The sequence below is a fragment of the Rhodococcus sp. USK13 genome, from assembly GCF_018343855.1.
In the GTDB taxonomy this organism is placed as follows: Bacteria; Actinomycetota; Actinomycetes; order Mycobacteriales; family Mycobacteriaceae; genus Rhodococcus_F; species Rhodococcus_F oxybenzonivorans.
In genome coordinates this window covers 42,670-63,363 of record NZ_CP069242.1, presented here as the reverse complement: position 1 = coordinate 63,363, position 20,694 = coordinate 42,670, and the positions used below count along the sequence as shown (strand labels likewise).

20 protein-coding genes and 1 tRNA gene are annotated in these 20,694 nt (G+C 65.9%); 15 read left to right on the top strand and 6 right to left on the bottom strand.

Annotation, left to right across the window (positions count from 1 at the left end):
* Positions 1 to 36 precede the first annotated feature (36 nt).
* Positions 37 to 1,155 (bottom strand): AI-2E family transporter, encoded by a 1,119-nt coding sequence (locus JQT59_RS03010; RefSeq protein WP_213574458.1) that lies wholly within the window; start codon positions 1,153 to 1,155, stop codon positions 37 to 39.
* A gap of 159 nt (positions 1,156 to 1,314) precedes the next feature.
* On the opposite strand from JQT59_RS03010, the gene JQT59_RS03005 reads away from it, so the two are divergent.
* The 5 genes from JQT59_RS03005 (at position 1,315) to JQT59_RS02985 (ending at position 6,002) form a co-directional block, all read left to right on the top strand.
* Positions 1,315 to 1,752, top strand: a complete 438-nt coding sequence (locus JQT59_RS03005) for a DUF7144 family membrane protein (RefSeq protein ID WP_159918950.1) — start codon at positions 1,315 to 1,317, stop codon at positions 1,750 to 1,752.
* Positions 1,753 to 1,873: 121 nt separating this feature from the next.
* The gene (locus tag JQT59_RS03000; RefSeq protein WP_213574456.1) at positions 1,874 to 2,842 is read left to right on the top strand and encodes a hypothetical protein; all 969 of its coding nucleotides are present in this window, start codon (positions 1,874 to 1,876) and stop codon (positions 2,840 to 2,842) included.
* 95 nt (positions 2,843 to 2,937) lie between these two features.
* The gene (locus JQT59_RS02995) at positions 2,938 to 4,203 is read left to right on the top strand and encodes an aspartate kinase (protein ID WP_159918953.1); all 1,266 of its coding nucleotides are present in this window, start codon (positions 2,938 to 2,940) and stop codon (positions 4,201 to 4,203) included.
* A 3-nt stretch (positions 4,204 to 4,206) separates the two neighbouring features.
* Positions 4,207 to 5,238, top strand: a complete 1,032-nt coding sequence (locus JQT59_RS02990) for an aspartate-semialdehyde dehydrogenase (RefSeq protein ID WP_213574454.1) — start codon at positions 4,207 to 4,209, stop codon at positions 5,236 to 5,238.
* A gap of 98 nt (positions 5,239 to 5,336) precedes the next feature.
* On the top strand, positions 5,337 to 6,002 hold the full coding sequence (locus JQT59_RS02985) for a GAP family protein (RefSeq protein ID WP_213574453.1): 666 nt from the start codon (positions 5,337 to 5,339) through the stop codon (positions 6,000 to 6,002).
* Here the strand turns inward: JQT59_RS02985 and JQT59_RS02980 are convergent.
* Both JQT59_RS02980 and JQT59_RS02975 read right to left on the bottom strand, forming a co-directional pair.
* Positions 5,949 to 6,854: a hypothetical protein gene (locus JQT59_RS02980; protein ID WP_213577382.1), complete on the bottom strand. Its 906-nt coding sequence runs from the start codon at positions 6,852 to 6,854 to the stop codon at positions 5,949 to 5,951. The two genes, JQT59_RS02985 and JQT59_RS02980, sit on opposite strands and share 54 nt — an antisense overlap.
* Before the next feature lie 86 nt (positions 6,855 to 6,940).
* Positions 6,941 to 7,879 carry a formylglycine-generating enzyme family protein gene (locus JQT59_RS02975; RefSeq protein WP_213574451.1) on the bottom strand — a complete coding sequence of 313 codons (939 nt, stop codon included), beginning with the start codon at positions 7,877 to 7,879 and terminating at the stop codon, positions 6,941 to 6,943.
* A gap of 138 nt (positions 7,880 to 8,017) precedes the next feature.
* Between JQT59_RS02975 and JQT59_RS02970 the strand changes: the two genes are divergently transcribed.
* From JQT59_RS02970 to JQT59_RS02930, 9 genes are all read left to right on the top strand, one after another.
* A complete protein-coding gene (locus JQT59_RS02970; protein ID WP_213574449.1) occupies positions 8,018 to 9,802 on the top strand; it encodes a multicopper oxidase family protein in 1,785 nt (594 codons plus the stop codon).
* A 158-nt stretch (positions 9,803 to 9,960) separates the two neighbouring features.
* Positions 9,961 to 10,485 (top strand): TetR/AcrR family transcriptional regulator, encoded by a 525-nt coding sequence (locus JQT59_RS02965; RefSeq protein ID WP_213577381.1) that lies wholly within the window; start codon positions 9,961 to 9,963, stop codon positions 10,483 to 10,485.
* A complete protein-coding gene (locus tag JQT59_RS02960) occupies positions 10,482 to 11,972 on the top strand; it encodes a flavin-containing monooxygenase (RefSeq protein WP_213574447.1) in 1,491 nt (496 codons plus the stop codon). Before JQT59_RS02965 ends, JQT59_RS02960 begins: the two co-directional genes overlap by 4 nt.
* The gene (locus tag JQT59_RS02955; protein WP_213574445.1) at positions 11,969 to 13,681 is read left to right on the top strand and encodes a GMC family oxidoreductase; all 1,713 of its coding nucleotides are present in this window, start codon (positions 11,969 to 11,971) and stop codon (positions 13,679 to 13,681) included. Before JQT59_RS02960 ends, JQT59_RS02955 begins: the two co-directional genes overlap by 4 nt.
* Positions 13,665 to 14,327, top strand: a complete 663-nt coding sequence (locus JQT59_RS02950) for a hypothetical protein (RefSeq protein WP_213574443.1) — start codon at positions 13,665 to 13,667, stop codon at positions 14,325 to 14,327. Before JQT59_RS02955 ends, JQT59_RS02950 begins: the two co-directional genes overlap by 17 nt.
* A gap of 48 nt (positions 14,328 to 14,375) precedes the next feature.
* The gene (locus JQT59_RS02945; protein WP_159918961.1) at positions 14,376 to 14,816 is read left to right on the top strand and encodes a Fur family transcriptional regulator; all 441 of its coding nucleotides are present in this window, start codon (positions 14,376 to 14,378) and stop codon (positions 14,814 to 14,816) included.
* A gap of 49 nt (positions 14,817 to 14,865) precedes the next feature.
* The gene (locus JQT59_RS02940; protein ID WP_213574441.1) at positions 14,866 to 16,335 is read left to right on the top strand and encodes a catalase; all 1,470 of its coding nucleotides are present in this window, start codon (positions 14,866 to 14,868) and stop codon (positions 16,333 to 16,335) included.
* A 64-nt stretch (positions 16,336 to 16,399) separates the two neighbouring features.
* Positions 16,400 to 16,873, top strand: coding sequence for a Dps family protein (locus JQT59_RS02935; RefSeq protein ID WP_213574439.1), 474 nt, complete (start codon positions 16,400 to 16,402; stop codon positions 16,871 to 16,873).
* Between the two features lie 156 nt (positions 16,874 to 17,029).
* A complete protein-coding gene (locus JQT59_RS02930) occupies positions 17,030 to 17,833 on the top strand; it encodes a metal-dependent hydrolase (protein ID WP_213574437.1) in 804 nt (267 codons plus the stop codon).
* Between the two features lie 6 nt (positions 17,834 to 17,839).
* Here JQT59_RS02930 and JQT59_RS02925 read toward each other — a convergent pair whose 3' ends face one another.
* The 3 genes from JQT59_RS02925 to JQT59_RS02915 form a co-directional block, all read right to left on the bottom strand.
* Entirely contained in the window at positions 17,840 to 18,847 is a 1,008-nt protein-coding gene (locus JQT59_RS02925; protein WP_213574435.1) for an ABC transporter substrate-binding protein, read from the bottom strand.
* Positions 18,848 to 18,966: 119 nt separating this feature from the next.
* Positions 18,967 to 19,040 (bottom strand) — tRNA-Pro (locus JQT59_RS02920).
* A 54-nt stretch (positions 19,041 to 19,094) separates the two neighbouring features.
* On the bottom strand, positions 19,095 to 20,066 hold the full coding sequence (locus tag JQT59_RS02915) for a metallophosphoesterase (RefSeq protein WP_159918965.1): 972 nt from the start codon (positions 20,064 to 20,066) through the stop codon (positions 19,095 to 19,097).
* Positions 20,067 to 20,179: 113 nt separating this feature from the next.
* On the opposite strand from JQT59_RS02915, the gene JQT59_RS02910 reads away from it, so the two are divergent.
* Complete coding sequence (locus JQT59_RS02910) at positions 20,180 to 20,647, top strand: GatB/YqeY domain-containing protein (protein ID WP_159918966.1); 468 nt, start codon at positions 20,180 to 20,182, stop codon at positions 20,645 to 20,647.
* Positions 20,648 to 20,694: the final 47 nt, after the last annotated feature.

The window sequence follows — 20,694 nt, the reverse complement described above, 5'->3', positions numbered from 1 at the left end:
TCCCGGCCACCAGAGAGGCGCACGAGCCCGAAGGGCCTATTTCTTCTCGTGGCGCGGTGGGTCCGGGGATGCAGCCGGTTCTGGGGGCGGGGGAGCGTCGCTGAGAATTGTGTTCACCCACCAAGTGGACGGGTCGATATCGATCAGCAGCGCCTTCGCCATCAGTGTCAGCGGAATCGCGAGAATCGCGCCGAGGGGACCGAGTATCCACGTCCAGAAAACCAGCGACAGGAAGGTGAAGGTTACGGACAGGCCGACCGCGTCGCCGACGAACTTCGGTTGGATCACCGACTGGATGATGACATTGATGACGCTGTACACGACGATGACCGTCAGCATCAGTCCCGGCCCGCCCGCGAGTAACGCGAGCAGAGCCGGTGGAACGAGCCCGAGGACGAAGCCGACGTTCGGGACGTAGTTGGTGATGAACGACAGCAGTCCCCACAGGATCGGCAGCGGAATTCCCAACGCCCACAGAGCCGCGGTGTCGATGACCGCGACGATCAGTCCGAACACCGTGGACACGATCAGGTACTTGCGCGTACCGGCCGAGAAGGCGGTGAGGGCGGTGGCGATGTCGGGGCGCATCTGCGTGACGATGGACATCCGCGAACCGTAGGAGCTGCCGTCGACGGCCATGAACAGCAGGAGTGCGAGGACGAACAGCAGGTTCGAGAAGACACCCAGCATTGCCTGCAGAATTCCCTCGACCAGTCCGAAGACCTTGCCGTAATCCACCTGGGAGAGCAGCGTCTGGGCGTCGGTGGAGTTCACTCCGTTGCTGTTCAGGAAACTCTGGGCGTCATCGATCAGGCCGGTGAAGTCGTCCGCGTATTCCGGTAGGAGCGTGGCGAGTTGCGCGACAGACAAGGCCAACGACAGCACGAGGACGAGAAGAATGCTGTTGACCACCACGATCGCCGCGATTGTCGCGAGCCAACCCGGGACACCCTTCCTGTAGAGCCATTCGGGCAGCGGGTGCACTGCGACAGTCAGCATGAGAGCGAGGAAGATGGGGCAGACAATCGACGCAGCCACCTGGATCCCCGCCACGGTGACGACGAGCGCGGCCAGCCCGAGAATGACGATCAGACCACGCGGCATCGACCATTGGGTCTCTGCCGGTTTACCGGACCGGTCCTGAGGTTCCGTCATCGCGTGTCCCCTTCGCAAAGGTCGGCCGGATCGACTCTCGCATTCGATGCGCCGACGCACATCATCCGTTGCAGATGAGGATCACCCGGCGCGGATGATGTCCACGGCCGAACGAGGCCGGACCATTCAACTGTTCGCAAACACACTTTCGAGAAGGGCATGGACATGACGACCAATCCCGAGTCCAGAACGAACAGCCCGGTAAAGCAGGGTTTTGCAGCGGGAACGTCCCTGGCAGCGGCGATTCTGCTGCTGACAGTCGGCGTGATTTCGTTCTTCCAGGGAATTGCCGCAGTCGCTTCCGACGACCTGCTGGTCATCGGCGTCGAGTACACCTATCAGTTCGACACCACCACGTGGGGGTGGATTCACATCGTTCTGGGTCTCGTCCTGATCGCCAGTGCCGTAGGTCTGATGACGGGCGCTACCTGGGCGCGAATCGTGGCCGTCTGTATTGCTGCACTGTCCATCCTCGCGAACTTCCTGTGGCTTCCTTACTACCCGCTGTGGTCGATTCTCATCATCGCCCTCGACGTGGTCGTGATCTGGGCAGTCACCACCTGGGACACCAGCAAGTACGACACCGCCACGTACTGAGACGAGGGCGTGCGCGAAAGGCGCTTCGCGCCCGTGAGTGGTTAACGAGTGCAGGGACTCGTTAACCACTCACGGGTGGCGGAGCCGCCGGTAGTGTTCGGCCCGATTCGAGGGGGGTCGAATGAAGAGAATTGCCGCGGTGCTCCTGTGCGCCGTCATTACGTCCGGGTGTGCGCACAACGTGTCGGGGACTGCGGGGGCGTCTCCGCTGGACGAGTTGAGTCCAGGGCAGCAACGTCACATCGACGTCGAGGACGCCCTGCGCGCCGCCGATCCGTGCGCGCTTCTGGACGAGGGCGTGGTGCGACAGTTCGGGACGGTTCAGCAATTCGGATCCGCTGTGCAGTTGCCGGTGTGTTCGGCGCTGATTGCCCGGCCCGGCGGCGCGACGACCTACGTGGACGTGTCTGTGCTGCCATCGATGCTGTCGGACGCAGCGCTGACCCGGCCGGACACGGTGGACGGGGTCACTGTCTACCGCGGCGCGGGCGCGGACCTCGCGCGCGGGACATGTGAACGCGTCTTTCGGCTGAACCTCGGAACGCTGGAGGAACGCGCGAACCCCCAGCTCGCGACCGTCCGCGTCGGAACTGTCGCCGGGGAGGACGCCTGCCCGCTGGCCGACGCGGTGCTGGACTCCGCGATCGACAGCATGCGGTCGGGACTGCCCGCGCGTGACGCCGCGGCCCGCAATCAGGTGGCACTCGCGGTCCACGACCCGTGCGAAGTCCTCGACGTGCTGGGCAACGCCGGCGGACGCGTCGTCGATCCGGACGCACCGCCGACGCCGTTCGACTGCGTCCTGTTACCGGACCCGAAGCGGGTGCCCGGAAGTGAGGTGACTGTGTCGTTCACCGTGTCGCCGGTCAAGGAAAACCGACCAACCGTTCCCGCCGGACCGGAGACGATCGGCGACCGGTGCCGTTGGACGAGCCCGATGGGTGAGCCGATCGACATCACGCGGCCCGGAGCCGAGGTCGACCAGTTCACCCGCAGGCTCGGTTCCGCGGGTGCAGTCGTCACTGTTCACGGGGCGAACTGCACCGAAGTCTCGAGGGTCGCGGAGGCCGCGACCACGGTGTTCGGATAGGCGGCCCGACGGACTCACCCGGGATCACATTGGACTGCGCCGGTAAGCTCGACAGCTGGACCAGTACAGATTCTTCGACCTGGAGGTAGAAACGCGTGGCTCTCGTCGTCCAGAAGTACGGCGGATCCTCGGTGGCAACCGCCGAGCGAATCCGACGAGTGGCTGAACGGATCGTCGAGACCAAGAAGGCCGGCAACGATGTCGTCGTCGTGGTTTCAGCGATGGGGGACACCACCGATGAGCTGCTCGATCTGGCTCAGCAGGTGTGCCCAGCCCCACCCGCCCGCGAAATGGACATGCTGCTGACCTCCGGTGAGCGCATCTCCAACTCTCTCGTCGCGATGGCGATCCATTCGCTCGGTGCCGAAGCCCGTTCGTTCACGGGCTCGCAGGCAGGTGTCATCACCACCGGTGCGCACGGCAACGCCAAAATTATCGACGTCACACCCGGTCGCGTTCGCGACGCGCTCGACGAGGGTTCGATCGTCCTCGTCGCCGGATTCCAGGGCGTCAGCCAGGACAGCAAGGATGTGACGACGCTCGGACGCGGCGGTTCCGACACCACCGCCGTGGCTCTCGCGGCTGCCTTGAAGGCGGACGTCTGCGAGATTTACACCGACGTCGACGGCATCTTCAGCGCGGACCCGCGCATCGTTCCCGACGCGCAGCGTCTCGAGACGGTGTCGTTCGAGGAGATGCTCGAACTCGCGGCGTGCGGCGCAAAGGTGCTGATGCTGCGCTGCGTCGAGTACGCCCGCCGTTACAACGTGCCTGTGCACGTCCGCTCGTCATACACGACCAAGCCGGGCACCATCGTGTCCGGATCGATGGAGGACATCCCCGTGGAAGAAGCAATTCTCACCGGAGTCGCGCACGACCGCAGCGAGTCCAAGGTCACTGTCGTCGGCCTCCCCGACACCCCGGGTTACGCCGCGCAGATCTTCCGCGCGGTCGCCGACGCGGAGATCAACATCGACATGGTGCTGCAGAACATTTCCAAGGTCGAGACCGGGAAGACGGACATCACGTTCACCCTGCCGACGGCCGACGGGCCGCGCGCCGTCGAGAAGCTGTCCAAGCTACAGGGCGAGATCGGTTTCACCCAGATCGTCTTCGACGATCACATCGGCAAGGTGTCCCTGGTCGGAGCCGGCATGAAGAGCCACCCCGGCGTCACGGCCACCTTCTGTGAGGCGCTCGCCGAGGCCGGGATCAACATCGACCTCATCTCCACGTCCGAAATTCGCATCTCGGTGCTCGTCAAGGACACCGATCTGGACAAGGCTGTGAAGGCGATCCACGACGCATTCGAACTCGGCGGCGACGAAGAAGCTGTCGTGCACGCAGGAACGGGACGGTAAATCATGACCACCATCGCTGTCGTCGGTGCCACCGGTCAGGTGGGCATCGTCATGCGCACTCTCCTCGAGGAACGAAACTTCCCCGCGGACACGGTGCGGTTCTTCGCGTCGGCGCGGTCGGCGGGCAAGAAGCTGCCGTTCCGCGGCGAGGAAATCGTCGTCGAAGATGCGTCCGCCACCTCCGACGAGGACCTGAAGGGCATCGACATCGCCCTCTTCTCGGCCGGTGCGACGCTCTCGCGCGAGCAGGCCCCACGCTTCGCCGCTGCCGGCGCCGTCGTGGTCGACAACTCGTCCGCGTTCCGCAAGGACCCCGACGTTCCCCTGGTCGTCAGCGAGGTCAACCCGGAGGAGGCGAAGAACCCGCCGAAGGGCATCATCGCCAACCCCAACTGCACCACGATGGCCGCGATGCCGGTCCTGAAGGTGCTGCACGACGAGGCCGGTCTGCAGCGCCTCATCGTGTCCAGCTACCAGGCGGTGTCGGGCAGCGGTATCGCCGGCGTCGAGGAACTGGTGAGCCAGGCGCGCGCCGTCATCGACAATGCGGAGAAGCTGGTCCACGACGGCAGCGCCGTCGACTTCCCCGCCCCGAACAAGTACGTCGCGCCCATCGCGTTCAACGTGCTCCCGCTCGCCGGCTCCCTCGTCGACGACGGCAGCGGTGAGACAGACGAGGATCAGAAGCTCCGCAACGAGAGTCGCAAGATCCTCGGCCTGCCCGACCTCCTGGTGTCGGGTACGTGTGTGCGCGTACCCGTCGTCACCGGTCATTCGCTGTCGATCAACGCCGAGTTCGAGCGTCCGCTGTCGGTGGAACGCGCGAAGGAGATTCTGTCGAAGGCACCCGGGGTGCAGCTCGTCGACGTGCCTACCCCGCTGCAGGCCGCGGGAAGCGATCCGTCGCTGGTCGGGCGCATCCGTCAGGATCCGGGTGTCCCCGAGGGCCGCGGTCTGGCGCTGTTCGTATCGGGCGACAACCTGCGTAAGGGTGCGGCGCTCAACACCATTCAGATCGCCGAACTGCTGGTGTGATCTCCCCACGTGAGTGGCGGAGCACGCTCTGCCACTCACGTGCGGTTCACCCGGCACGTGCGAGGCGCACACGAGTTCGCCGGCCCTAGGGTTCGGGCATGGGCTCAGTTCTCGGAGAAATGCTGCCGCTTGCAGTCGGTGTCGCCATTTCACCGATCCCGATCATCGCGGTCATTCTGATGTTGTTGTCGAAGCGCGCCGGCGGTGCGAGTGCGGGCTTCGGCATGGGGTGGATCGCGGGAATCCTTGTGGCTACCGGCATCGTCCTGCTCTTCGCCGCCGGTATCGATACCACCGACTCCGATGGTCCGTCGGCGACAACGTCATGGGTCAAGATCGTCCTCGGCGTGCTCCTGCTCGTGCTCGCCGGACGGCAGTGGAGAAGTCGCAATGCCGACGCGGAACAACCGAAGTGGATGCGGGCAATCGATGACCTGAACATCGTCAAGTCGATCGGACTCGGATTCGTCCTGGCGGCAATCAATCCGAAGAACCTTCTGCTGTGTGTCTCCGCGGGCGTGGTGATCGGCTCGTCCGGTGTGAGTGGCGGTGAGCAGGCGATCGCGCTGGCGGTGTTCACCGTGCTGGCCGGGTCGACGGTGATCGTTCCCGTGGTCGCCTACGCAGTCGCCGCCGACAAGATGCGCGGCACCCTCGACAACCTGAAGGTCTGGCTGCAGGCCAACAACACCGCGGTGATGAGCGTGCTGCTACTGGTGATGGGAGCCGTCGTTCTCGGGAAGGGACTCGGCGGAGCGTTCTGACGCGACCGCGTCCGGCCCGCGGAGGTACCGACCGATGTAGGCCTCGTCCAGCGCGAGCGCCTTGGTGATCACCGCTGCTCCCACGATGACGACGGACATCACGAAGAGCCAGCTGATCGCGGTGAACACCAGGCCGAGTGACCCGAACTGATGCTGTGCAGAGGCGGTGATCCGGGGGAGAAGGATACGTCCGCCGACGTGGAGAGTGGTCAGTGCTGCGGCGGTCAGCGCCCCGGTGGCCCAGAGCACGCGGCCCTCGAGGGTGCCCATCGTCAGCAGGTACGGGCTGAGAGTCCAGACGGCCATCCACACCGCGAACTCCCCGGCGACTGCGAGTGGTGGTCCGATGAACCGGACGCTCGTGAGCTCACTCGCCAGGCCGATCGCTGTACTCGACAGCGCAACGGCGAACAGGACCACGAGCCACCGCCAGGCGTCCCGGAGATTGATCGACGGGACGTTCCAAATTTTTCCGTAGATCCGGGCGAGGGCCCGGGCAAACGACGTGCCGCTGATCGCGATCATCAGCAGGCCGACCACCCCGAACGCCGCGAACGACGGGTCTGTGGTGTCCACGGCGCCGGACGTGGAGGACAACTCCGCGGGGTCGAAACCGAACTGGGTCTTGATGGTGCGGGCGGTCAGGTGCCAACTGCTCAACGTCGAGGCCGCAATCATCACGGGCAGCACCGATGTGAAGATCCGCGCGGCAAGCGTCATCGACCGGTCGACGAGCTCGATCTCGATCAGCCCGTCGATGACCCGTCGAACCGTGCGGCCCGGAGGAGTGCCCTGCATCCAGCCGTTGGCCGATTCGGTCCGCGCCGCGAGAGCTTCCCGAGCCAGCATCACTGACAACTTGGTCGACCGCACCTTACTTACTCAACCGCAGTGAACGCGGTCTGTCTTCATCCCCGTCAGGTGAGCCCGGCACCCGTTCACTCGCGGACGATGCATCGGAAACCGATGTGGCAGGTCGACGTCTCCTCCGTGTCGCCTTGCCGAGCCGACGGCCGGTAACGAAGGCAGTAATTCGGTGCGCAGAGGTGTGAACCACCCTTGATCACTCGCCGCGCATAGGGTTCGCCGGGGTTCTCGGTGCGCGCGGTGTCGACGCGCGGGTTGGCCGGGATGCAGCAGGAACTGGTCGGCGCGACATTTTTCCCGCTCGCGGAATGATCAGCGGTGAAATGGTCGGTGGTCCACTCCCACACGTTGCCGGCCATGTCGCTGAGCTCGTATCCGTTGGGCCGAAAGTGACCCACCGGCGACGTGCCGGCGAAGCCGTCCGCGAGTAGGTTCTCCCAGGGGAACTGGCCCTGCCAGACATTTCCGCCGGGCCTGCCACCTGGCTCGTGCTCGTCACCCCACACGAACGGTTGCCGGTCCAACCCGCCGCGCGCCGCGAATTCCCACTCCGCTTCCGTCGGCAGATCTTTGCCTGCCCACTCCGCGTACGCGCGGGCATCGAACCACGACACATGGGTGACGGGATGGCGTTCACGTCCGCCGACGTTGCTGCCCGGACCCTCCGGATGACGCCAGTCCGCTCCCGGCGTGAACGACCACCAGCGGGTGTAGTCGTCGAGCGGCACCGGTCCCGGTGCCGGGGTGAACACGAGCGAGCCGGGGACCAGCAACGACGGGTCCGCGTCCGGGTACTGCGCGGGGTCGGGGGCGACCTCGGCGGTGGTGACGTGACCGGTGTCTTTCACGAACCGCCGGAACTCGGCGACGGTTACCGGGTGCGAGTCCATCCAGAACCCGTCGACCGTCACCTGGTGGACCGGGCGCTCCTCGGGATAGAAGTCCTCCGATCCCATCCAGAATGTGCCACCCGGAATCCATTCCATGTTCTTCGGTACCGCTCGAGTCATGGGGCCAGCGTGGCATGGTCGGCGCGCGGGTGCGACAGAATCCCCGGCGCCGAAACCGGACTGAGGGGTACCCCACTCGAGGTACCGTCGGCTTTCCGAGTCGCAACAGGGTATTCATCGTGCAGGGGGCGCCGGCGAATGGATGGACGAATTCCGCGCAGGTCGTTCGTTCGTGGACTGGCGCTGACGGCCGGGCTGGGCGCCGTAGGGGTTGGCTCGGCAAGCGCCTTCCCCTTCGGTATCGACCCCCTGCGACCCTTCGTTTTCCGGTCACCGCCGCTCGAACCGTTTCGGGACCCACTTCCCCTGCTGCCGACACTCGGTGGCACTTCCGTCGAGGTGCACGCGAGCAGCACCATGCACACGTTCCACTCCGACCTTCCCGCCTCCCCGGCGCTCGCGTACGGCGGTGTCGACTACCTGGGACCGACGATCGAGGCCCGGGTCGGCGAACGGACATCGCTCGTCTACCGCAACGACATCGCGAGTAATCCCCTCGCTGCCGATGTGGACACCAGGTTGCACGGCGTGACCGAAGCGGACCGCACCGACGTGGCGACCGCGCTGCACCTGCACGGGGGGTCCAATCCGCCCGAGTTCGACGGGCACCCCGAGCACACGCTGCGGCGCGGGCAAGGGCTGGTGTACGAGTTTCCGAATCAGCAGGACGCGTGCACACTCTGGTATCACGACCACGCGATGGGGGTCACCCGGCTCAACATTTTCGCTGGACTGGCCGGTCTCTACCTGCTCCGCGACGAGTTGGACACCGGTACCGTGGGCAATCCGCTCGGGCTGCCCGCCGGCGAGTTCGAGGTTCCGCTGATTCTGCAGGACAAGAATTTCACGGAGGACGGCAGGCAGAGCGTCCGCTCCAACCCGCTGAACCCGCAAGGCAGCTGGGAAGCGGCGACCCCCGGCGACACCGGAGTGGTGAACGGCAAGGTGTGGCCGGAGATGGCCGTGGCGCGCGGGCTGTACCGCCTGCGCATGGTGAACGCCGCCTCGTTCAGCGTGTGGAACCTCTTCTTCGACAATCGAATGCGGTTCTGGGTCATCGGCGCCGAAGGCGGATTGTTCGACGCCCCGGTCCCCGTCGACCATGTTCGCCTCGGACCGGGTGAGCGCGCCGACCTGCTTGTCGACTTCGGCGCTCTGGCGCCCGGGGCAACCGTCGAGCTGCGCAACGACGAAGCGATTCCCGACCAGGTGGCCCAGCGCGGGGTCGTGCCCATGCCGCGTTTCTGCCGTTTCCGCGTGGGAGCCGCGGCGGGGTTCACCGGCCCGGTGCCGCAGACCCTGCGCGGCGGCCGGCGGCAACCGCCTCTGCTGGCACCGGTCGCGCAACCTCAGGTGGTGCGCAACGTCTCGGTACTCCAGATCGGACAGGGCCTCGGGCAACCGTCACCGCTGATGTCCCTCAACAACCTGCGCTACACCACCGACGACATCGAAATGCCGCGGCAGGGCACTGTCGAGCAGTGGAACATCGTCAACGCCACCCCGGAGCCGCACCCGATTCATCTGCATCTGGTGAGGTTCCGCGTACTCGGGCGGCAGGCGGTCGATACGGCCGCAATGATGTCGGCGTCGCCGCTCCCCGCGGTCGGGACACGGTGGACGCCGTCTCCTGATCCGTACACCCGGGGACCGGTGCTGTCGCCGCAGCCGTGGGAGTCAGGTTTCAAGGACACCGTGATCGCCGACGCCAATTCCGTCACCCGGGTCGTCGTGCGGTTTCCGACAGCCGAGGAACTGGGCTTCGATCCCGACGCGGCCTTCGGCATGTCTGCCCATACGTCGGACCACTCGGGCGGACACACCGGGCAGGCGCCCCAACCTCTACGGGGTTACGTCTGGCACTGCCACATGCTCGATCACGAGGACCACGACATGATGCTGAAGTACCGCCTCGCCCCGTGAGTACTTCTTAACCTCCCGTTGTTGACAAGCACTCACAGGCACTTGCGCAATTTAAAAGCAGTCTGGACTGTTTTGATTTTTCGGCCTACAGTGCAGATGTGACCTCCGACATAGCAGTCGCCAAACCGACCCGTACGCAGGCCGAGCGCACCGCCGCGATGCGCACACGATTGCTCGAGGCCGCGGTCGACTCGCTGGTCGAGCTCGGCTACGCGGGCACCACCACCCAGGGCATCGCCCGCCGGGCGGGTGTGTCGCGGGGAGCCCAGCTCCACCATTTCCCCACCAAGGAGTCGCTGGTGGTGGCGGCAGTGGAGTACCTCGTCGACAAGCGGATGGCGGAGATTCTCGCCGCCGAGGTGGACACCGACCGCGGCATCGACGTGCTGGCCGACGCCTTCTCCGGCCCGTTGTTCTATGCGGCACTCGAGTTGTGGGTGGCCGCCCGCACCGACCCCGCCTTGTTCGAGGCGATGGTTCCGCTGGAGCGGAAGGTCACCGAGGCCCTGCGACACGGGTCTGCGGAGGTGTTCGGTGATCGGTACGACGCCGACACCATCGAGATCGGCATCGAATTGGTTCGCGGTCTCGCGGTGTCGGCATTGTTCCGGACGCCCGAGGCCGATCGCTCACTACGCGCGCGGCTGCTGCCGGCGTGGGAATCGAAGGTGAAGAAGTCGTGAGTCTTCCGCAACATGTACACACGCTGGTCGTAGGAGCCGGTTTCGCAGGAATGGGTCTCGCGGCGCGGATCCTGCGGTCCCGTCCGGAGGCCGACGTCCTGATCATCGAGCGCGGCCACGATGTCGGCGGAACCTGGCGCGACAACACCTACCCGGGGTGTGCGTGCGATGTCCCGACGTCGCTGTACTCGTTCTCCTTCGCGCCCAGCGCCGACTGGAGTCACACCTTCGCCCGGCAACCGGAGATCTACCGGTACCTGAAGAAGGTCGCGGCCGACACCGGCATTCTGTCCCGGGTCGTGACCGACTGCGCCCTGGAGCAGGCAGACTGGGACGACGCCAAGGCTGTGTGGCATGTGCGCACGAGCCGTGGTTCGTTGACCGCCGATGTGGTGGTGGCGGCCACCGGTGCCTTGTCGACCCCGAGCATCCCGGATATGCCGGGACTCGATACGTTCGGCGGCACCACGTTTCACTCCGCGACGTGGAATCACGATCACGACCTCACCGGTGAGCGGGTAGCTGTCATCGGCACGGGTGCCTCGGCGGTGCAGTTCGTTCCGGAAATCGCGCCCCGCGCGAAGCATGTGACGGTCTTTCAACGTACGCCGGCGTGGGTCATCCCGCGGCTCGACCGAGTGCTCTCCGATCCCGAAAAGCGTCTGTATCGGCGGATACCTCTGGTGCAGAAGGCTGTCCGTGGTTCTGTCTACAGTTTCCGGGAAGCGCTCGGCGGAGTCCTGGCCCATGCCACCGGACTGCTGCCGTTGTTCGAAATGGTGGCCAGGGCACATCTGCGTCGGCAGGTGCGCGACCCGGAACTGCGACAGAAGCTGACCCCCGATTTCACGATCGGCTGCAAGCGCATGTTGTTGTCGAACGACTGGTTGCGGACGCTCGATCGACCGGACGTCACACTCGTCGACGCAGGCCTGGCGGGTATCACCGAGGATGGTGTGGTCGACGCGGTCGGCAACGAACACAAGGTCGACACCATCATCTTCGCCACCGGCTTCACTCCCACGGAACCTCCTGTCGCGCATGCACTCCGGGGCACCGACGGGCACACGCTGGCCGAGCACTGGAAGGGCAGTCCGCACGCCTACAAGGGGACCACGGTTGCCGGATTCCCCAACCTCTTCCTGATGTACGGACCCAACACCAACCTCGGGCACAGCTCCATCGTCTACATGCTCGAATCGCAGTCTGCGTACATCACCGACGCGCTCGATGCCATGCGCGACAACGACATCGCGGCGTTCGAGGTCACCGAGGAGGCGCAGCGACGGTACAACGCGCGGATTCAATCCGGCTTGCAGAGCACCGTCTGGAACAAGGGTGGTTGTTCGAGCTGGTATTACGATGCGGAGGGCCGTAACTCGGTGCAGTGGCCGACGTTCACCTTCAGATTCCGTTCGCAACTGCAGCGCTTCGACAGGGAGAACTACGTGGCGCGTCGGAGGTCGGAGAAGGAGGCCGTCGCGTGACGCACTACGACGTGGTGGTGGTCGGCTCGGGTTTCGGCGGCAGTGTGGCTGCGCTGCGGCTCACCGAGAAGGGCTACAAGGTCGGAGTGCTAGAGGCAGGACGGCGTTTCGCCGACGACGAAATGCCGGAGACCAGCTGGAGATTGCGTCGCTATCTGTGGGCCCCGTGGATGTGTTGCTATGGCATGCAACGTATCCACCTACTTCCCGATGTGCTCGTGATGGCGGGTGCCGGCGTCGGCGGTGGATCGCTCAATTACGCCAACACCCTGTATCAGCCGCCCCGGCGCTTCTTCGAAGACAAGCAGTGGGCGCACATCACCGACTGGCAGTCGGAGTTGGCGCCGTACTACGACCAGGCCAAGAGGATGCTGGGCGTGCGGACCAACCCGCTGTTCACCCCGGCCGACGCGATCATGCGCGAGGTGGCGGAAGAGATGGGCGTCGGTGAGACGTTCACATCCACGCCGGTCGGTGTCTTCTTCGGCGAGCCCGGAGTCGCGGTCGCGGACCCGTACTTCGGCGGCAAGGGCCCTGATCGGGCCGGCTGCACCGAGTGCGGTGGCTGCATGACCGGGTGCCGCGTGGGGGCCAAGAACACGCTGGTCAAGAACTACCTGTACCTGGCGGAACAGGCCGGTGCGCGGATCCATCCGCTCACCACGGTGAAGGAACTACGTCCACGCCAGGGCGGCGGATACGAGGTGCGTACTCGTCGAACGAACGGTATCCGTAAGCGGGAGAGCACCTTCACCGCCGACCAGGTGGTCGTGGCTGCCGGCACGTACGGAACGGCCCGGCTGCTCCTCGCGATGAAGGAGGCCGGGACCTTGGCGCGGTTGTCGCCGCGGCTCGGAACGGTCGTCCGGACCAATTCGGAGGCCGTACTCGCGGCCACCGCGAAGAACCGGAGCACCGACTTCACGCGCGGTATCGCTATCACGTCCTCATTCCACCCCGACGACCACACCCACATCGAACCTGTCCGATACGGCAAGGGCAGCAATGCGATCGGGCTGCTACAGACCGTCCTCAGTGATGGCGGCGGCCGGACACCTCGACTGCTGAAGACCGTCGGTGTCGCACTGCGCCGACCCGACGCCTTCCTGCGCAGTCTGTCGGTGCGGCACTGGTCCGAGCGGACGGTCATCGCGCTGGTGATGCAGACCGACGATAATTCGTTGGAACTCACCAAGGGGCGGGGCCGCTTCGGGCGTGCGGTCACCAGTCGGCCCGGTCCCGGCGCTCCGCCGCCGGAGTGGATACCTCAGGGGCACACGGCTATCCGCAAGGTCGCCGACAAGATCGACGGTGACCCCGGTGGTTCGCTGGGCGACGTGGTGAACATCCCGATGACCGCCCATTTCCTGGGTGGCTGCGCGATCGGCGACTCGCCCGACACCGGAGTCGTCGACCCGTACCTGCGGGCCTACGGGCACGACGGACTCCACGTGGCGGACGGATCCGTGGTCAGCGCGAACCTGGGCGTCAATCCGTCGCTCACCATCACGGCGCAAGCGGAGCGGGCCTTCGCGTTGTGGCCGAACAGGGGAGACCTGGACCCCAGACCTGATCCGGGTGAGCCATACGTACGTACCGACCCGACGCCACCGCGCTTCCCGGTGGTACCGGCCGACGCGCCGGGAGCCCTGCGACTCCCGCTCACCGTGACGACCCGAAAGGAGGCCGTCGATGTGGAGCGTGCCTGAATCGACCACCGACCGCACCGAATGGCCCGAGAGCGCGCCGCCGCCGTGGCCGGCCGGGGTGCGTGCAACGCTGTGGTGGCATCGCGCGACCGCCGCCGCCCGTGATCTCGGACCCGAGGGTGCGGTGCTGCCGGTGACCCTCGCCATGATGGTCGACTACCTCGACTCGCCCGTCGGGCCGTATCGCGAGATCCTGGCCAGCCCGGTGCTGCGGGCGCCCGGGCGTCGTAGCGGTCCCTTGCCGCGCATGGCCGTGCCGTTCATCGCGGTCGACTCGGAACCGTCCGTCTACGGCGGACGCGTGCACTGGAGCCTGCCCAAGGTCCCGGCCGCGTTCGACGGCGACGTCCACGGTGTGTTCGAGGCGTCATCCGCGTCGTCCTTCGGGGCGTGGCGTGTGTCGACGACGGCGCACCCGCGCGGTCCGCGGCTGCCGATCGCGGGCGCATTGGGGTTCGCCCAGCCCGCGGAGTCGGGCGAACGCCTGGTGACGGCGTCGGCCCGCCTGCGCGGGCACTTCCGGTACGCCCGGGTGAGCGTTCGGGCAGAGGGTCCCACTCTGGCCGACTGGCTGGTGGCCGGAACTCATCATGGTGTCGTGATCACGGACGGCCGTATGACCACCGGGCCGGCAAAGCTGCGCTGAGCGATCGCTTTTCTTGACTAATTCCAAAAAAGGGCCATACTGGAACACATGCGACACGACCACGATCCCCGAGCGCAATTGCGTGACGTGGGCCTCCGTGTCACTGCACCTCGGGTGGCGGTGTTGAATGCGGTTGCCGCGCAGCCGCATTCCGACGTCGACGACATCGCTGCCGTGGTGCGCGACCAGCTGGGTTCGGTGTCCACGCAAGCCGTGTACGACGTGCTGAAAGCGTGTACGGCCGCCGGTCTCCTTCGCCGTATCGAACCCGCGGGGTCACCCGCACGGTTCGAGACGCGAACCGGAGACAATCACCACCACCTCGTGTGTCGATCGTGCGGCACCGTTGCAGACGTCGATTGTGCCGTCGGTGAGGCGCCGTGCCTGGAGCCGTCGCAGTCGCACGGTTTCCAGATCGACGAGGCCGAAGTCGTCTTCTGGGGTCTGTGCGAACAGTGCCGGCCCGGGCCGACGGCATCCCAGTCCTGACCCGTCTTCATCTACCACCCTCACAATGAAGCACTCTGGAGGCTTTGCCATGCCTGAAACACAGCGCGCTACCACCACCAACGCCGGAATTCCTGTCGTCAGCGACAACGAATCGCTCACCGCGGGACCGCAGGGTCCCATCCTTCTGCACGACCACTACCTCGTCGAAAAGCTCGCCCAGTTCAACCGCGAGCGTGTCCCGGAGCGGGTGGTCCATGCCAAGGGCGGCGGTGCCTTCGGTGAGCTGGTCGTCACGCACGACGTGAGCCGGTACACGAAGGCCAAGCTCTTCCAGCCGGGAGCGAAGGCCGAGTCGCTCGTGCGCTTCTCCACGGTGGCGGGCGAGCAGGGTAGTCCCGACACGTGGCGTGACCCCCGCGGATTCGCGGTGAAGTTCTACACCGAGGACGGCAACTACGACCTCGTCGGCAACAACACGCCGGTCTTCTTCATCAAGGACCCGATCAAGTTCCCCGACTTCATCCACTCACAGAAGCGTCTGCCGGGTTCCGGCCTGCGCGACCACAACATGCAGTGGGACTTCTGGACCCTGCGGCCCGAGTCGGCACACCAGGTCACCTGGCTGATGGGTGATCGCGGGATTCCGAAGACGTGGCGTCACATGGACGGCTTCGGCTCCCACACCTATCAGTGGGTCAACGCCGAGGGAGAGCGGTTCTGGGTGAAGTACCACTTCAAGACCGACCAGGGCATCGAGTTCCTCACCCAGGCGGAGGCCGACGAGCTGGCCGGCACGTCGCCCGACCACCACCGAGCCGACCTGTACGACTCGATCACCCGCGGCGAGTTCCCCAGTTGGACGCTGAAAGTCCAGGTCATGCCGGTCGCCGAGGCGGAGGGGTACCGATTCAACCCGTTCGATCTCACCAAGGTGTGGTCCCAGAAGGACTACCCGCTGATCGAGGTCGGCAAGTGGACCCTGAACCGCAACCCCGACAACTTCTTCGCGCAGATCGAGCAGGCCTCGTTCGAGCCGTCGAATGTGGTTCCGGGGATTGGCTTCTCGCCCGACAAGATGCTGCTCGGGCGTGTCTTCTCCTACGCCGACGCGCACAGGTACCGGATCGGCGCGAACTACGCTCAATTGCCGGTCAACGCACCGAAGAACCAGGTCAACTCCTATTCGCAGGACGGGGCGATGCGGTACGCGACCAACTCGCCGGAAACGCCGGTGTACGCGCCCAACTCGTACGGCGGTCCCCACGCGGACGCGTCCCTCGCCGGGGACGAGGGCCTGTGGGCCTTCGACGGAGAGTCGGTGCGCGCCGGCTACATCCAGCACTCCGAGGACGGCGACTTCACCCAGGCCGGCACGCTCGTACGTGAGGTTCTCGGCGACGACGAGCGCGAGCGGTTGGTGAACAACATCGTCGGGCACGCGCTCGATGGCGTCAGCGAACCGGTTCTGCTGCGCGTCTTCGAGTACTGGAAGAACGTCGACGCCGACCTCGGCAAGCGCGTGGAAATCGGTGTCCGCGAAGGACAGAACAAGGCCTGAGGCGCACCACCGGCGTCGGTGTCGATGCGCCCGCAACGAAACACGACCACTGAGGAAATACATCATGAGTAATCCCATCACCAGCACGTTGGATCCCGCTCAGCAGAAGACTGCCGGCGACGCACTACAGGCCACCGTCGTGGATCTGATCGACCTCACCCTCATCGCCAAACAGGCGCACTGGAATGTGATCGGCCAGAACTTCCGATCGGTGCATCTCGCGCTCGACGAGCTCGTGAGCGCGGCCCGCGACTTCACCGACGAGGCGGCGGAACGCGCTACCGCGATCGGCGTCAGTCCGGACGGCCGCGCGGCCACGGTCGCACAGGATTCCGGGGCCAAGGGCATCGGCGAAGGGTGGACCAAGGATGCCGAGATCACCGCGTCGATCGTCGGTAACCTCGCCGCCCTGATCGACCGACTCCGCGAGCGTATCGCGGCCACCGAAAACGCCGACCCGGTGACGCAGGACCTGCTGATCTCCATCACCGCGCGGCTCGAGCAGTTGCATTGGATGTGGCAGGCGCAGGGCGTCTGAGCACTTCGGGTCCGGACGTACTTCGTCGCCGCCGACGGTGCCGGAGTACGTACGGCGTGTGACTGGAGTGTCGGATGGTGTTGCTAGGTTGAGCGGTGTCAGGACACCGGCTCGGATGACCGTGTCCCGGGTCGGGTTCGAAAGGTGCGTTCTTCCATGGTGATGGGTCCCACCCACGCAATGTCCGGTGCTGCCGTCGGTTTGGCGACGGCAGATCTGCTCCCGCTGGAATGGGGTGGGCCTACCTCGACGGCCGAGACGTTCACGTTCGCGGCCGTATGCGCAGGCGCGGCGTTGCTACCCGACCTCGACACCAACCAGTCGACCGTTTCGCGGTCCTTCGGCCCCGTGAGCAGTATCGCGGCCAAGGGAGTCGACGCGGTGTCGCTCGGCTTCTACACGGTGACCAAGGGCAAACGAGACGGTAAGCGCCGCGGCGGGCACCGCACGCTCACGCACACGGCATTGTTCGCCGCCGGGCTCGGAGCAGGCGTGTCGGCGCTCGTGGTGCAGTTCGGCAAGCCGGCCATCATCGCCACGCTGTTTCTCTGCCTGGGGCTGGCACTCCGCGGCCTGGCCGGTGAGTTCGCCAAAGAAAAAGGCTGGCTGGCCGTTTCGGCCGTGGCCGCGGTGTTGTCGGCGCTCACCTGGCAGTCGTATCCCACGGAGGCCGGTTCCACCGGGCTCGGAGTCGCGGTGGCCCTCGGCTGCGCCACCCACTGCCTCGGCGATGCCATCACCAAAGAAGGCGTGCCCTTCCTCGCCCCGTTCCTGCCGCTGGGCAGGGAGCGGTGGTGGGAGTTCCGGCTGCCGTCCTTCCTCTCCATCCGGGCGGGCGGGCCCTTCGAGAAACTCGTTCTCGGGCCCGCCCTCACCATCGCCGTCGGGCTGATGATGATCTGGGCAGTCGACGGTGCACCGGAGGCGATCTACGACGCGTTCATGCCCGTAACCCAGTAGGACGCGTCAGGCTGCGAGCATCTTCTCGAGGTCGTCGAGTACCAGCATGGCACCGGTGGGACCGAGCGCCAGGAACCAGGTTTCGTCGCTGACGTGCACGGCGTGGCCGTCCTTGACCGCCTGAAGCTGGTTCCACAGCGGTCCACCGACCACAGCGGACTCGTCGGTCGTCTCGGGCGCGCCATAGCTGGAGTAGAAGATTCGGTCGGCATCGGCCTGCGAGATGGTCTCCTGGCTGACCTCGACCGCGAGTTCGTCGACGTCCTGCACCTGCGGGCGGGGCAGCCCCACATCCTCGAGAATGACACCGATGAACGACAGGTTGCCGTACAGCCGGATCTTGCCGGACATGAAGCGCACCAACGAGATCGTGGGCTCGCCGGTGATCGCGTCCCGGACCTCCCCGGCCCGGGTCTGATATGCGTTGAGCACCTCTTCGGCCTGCGCTTCCTCACCGAGCGCGTCGGCGGCCAGGAGGAAGTTCTCCTTCCACGGGAAGCCGGGACGGATACTGAACACCGTCGGTGCGATCGAGGAGAGCTGCGGGTAGAGCTTGTCGGCCCGCAGCTTGCTGCCGAGGATCAGATCGGGCTGCAATGCGGTGATCGCCTCGATGTTCAGGTTGTTGGTCGTTCCCACGTCGGGCACACCCGCCAGCTTGTCGGCAAGATACGACGGCTGACCCGCCGCGCTCTCCGGACTCGCCAATCCCACGGGGGTGATTCCCAGCGACAGGACGTCGTCGAGTTCGCCGCCGTCGAGGACGACGACCCGTTCCGGCTTCTTCTCGATGACCGTCTCGCCCAGTGCGTGCGTGACGGTGCGCGGGAATGCGCCGGGTTCGGCATCACTACCCAGTTTGGCGGTCTCCTCGTCGGCGGTGGCGAACAGCCGTCCGCCGGTGGCGACGTCGGTGTTGCCGGAGCTGGACCCGGTGTCGGTGGTGCCGCAGGCGGCGAGAAAGACGGTGGCCAAGGCGACGAGCCCGGCCTTCAGGGGAGACCTCGTAGACATGAGGGCAGGCTAGCCTACCGACCTGGCGGCGGGCGTCCGGGAGTCGTTGGCACCGGGTCCGGGGATGAGAAAGACCCCCTCCGCCTGAGCGGAAGGGGTCTCACATCAATCCCACACTGTCGGGGTGGCGGGATTTGAACCCACGACCTCTTCGTCCCGAACGAAGCGCGCTACCAAGCTGCGCCACACCCCGTGTCGAACCTCGGCTAGCTTACAGCACAGAGTCAGCCGCGATTAAATCCGCAGTTCAGCGGCGTATAACCGAGCTTTCCGAGGGCTGCGTCCGACCTTCGCCCGCACCGCTGTCCGAGCCGCCACGCTTGGCAGGTACCAACGTCAGCAGCGTCGCCTCGGGACGGCAGCAGAAGCGGGCCGGAGCCCACGGCGACGTGCCGATACCAGCGGACACGTGCAAGCGGGTGTGGGCACCCCACTTCGACGGACCCTTGACCCGAGAACGGTCGATCTGGCAATTGGTGACCAGTGCCCCGTAGAACGGCAGGCACAGCTGTCCGCCGTGGGTGTGGCCCGCCAGCACCAGGTCGTACCCGTCGTCGGCGAACCGGTCGAGCACCCGCGGTTCGGGGGAGTGGGTGAGGCCCAGACGTAGATCCGCCAACGGATTCGGCGGCCCGGCGATGGTGTCGTAACGGTCGCGTTGCAAGTGGGGATCGTCCACCCCGGCCGACGCGATCCGGACCCCCGACACCTCGAGGTCGCGTCGCACATGTGTGACGTCGAACCAGCCCCGCTCGGTGAAGGCAGCGCGGAGATCGCCCCACGGCAAGGGGTCACCCAGGACGCGCTTGTGCTCCCTGCTGAAGTACTTCAGCGGGTTCTTCGGCTTGGGCGCGAAGTAGTCGTTGCTGCCGAACACGAACAGGCCCGGGCGCGCGAGCAGATTCCCCAGCGCCTGGACCACCGCGGGGACGGCCCGCTGATGGGACAGATTGTCGCCGGTGTTCACCACCAGATCGGGTTCGAGGTTGTCCAGCTCACGCAGCCAGTTCTGCTTCAGGCGCTGGCCGGGCATCATGTGCAGGTCGCTGATGTGCAGCACCCGCAGCGTGGACGACCCGGGCGCCAGCACCGGCATCGTGACCTCACGGAGCGCAAACGCGTTGCGTTCGATGAGGGAGGCGTAGCCGACACCGAGGGCGGCGGCGCCCGCTGTACCCAGCGCGGCACGGGTCAGGGTGGTGCGGAACTCGTTGGACACCCTTTCAGGATACGGGTGCGTGCGATCGAGGTGCAGGGTACAAAAGGGATGCTCCGCATTCCCGTGCGTGGGACGCGGCATTCTCGTGCGTGCGAGCGCGTAGCGTTTCGGCCATGCCAGATTCACTGAAAGCAAGACTGCGCTCCGACATGACGGCCGCCATGAAGGCGAAGGATTCGCTGCGCACCGCCACTATTCGTATGCTCATGGCCGCCGTGCAGACCGAGGAGGTCTCCGGCAAGGAAGCCCGTGAACTCACCGACGACGAGGTGCTGAAGGTTCTCGCGAAGGAGTCGAAGAAGCGCGGAGAGTCCGCCGAGATCTACACCGAGAACGGCCGCGGGGAACTGGCGGCGCAGGAACGCGCCGAAGCCCAGATCATCGACGAATACCTGCCGACCCCGCTCAACGATGCGGAACTCGTGGACGTCGTCGACACGGCCATCGCTCAGGTGGCGGAGGAGATCGGTGAGCGCCCCGGTATGCGCCAGATGGGTCAGGTCATGAAGGCGGCCACCGCACTCGCCGGCGGCAAGGCCGATGGCTCGAGGTTGTCCCACGCCGTCAAGTCGCGCCTCTGAACCGACGTGCGTGGGAAGTGTGTGTTCGCACTTCCCACGCACGCATG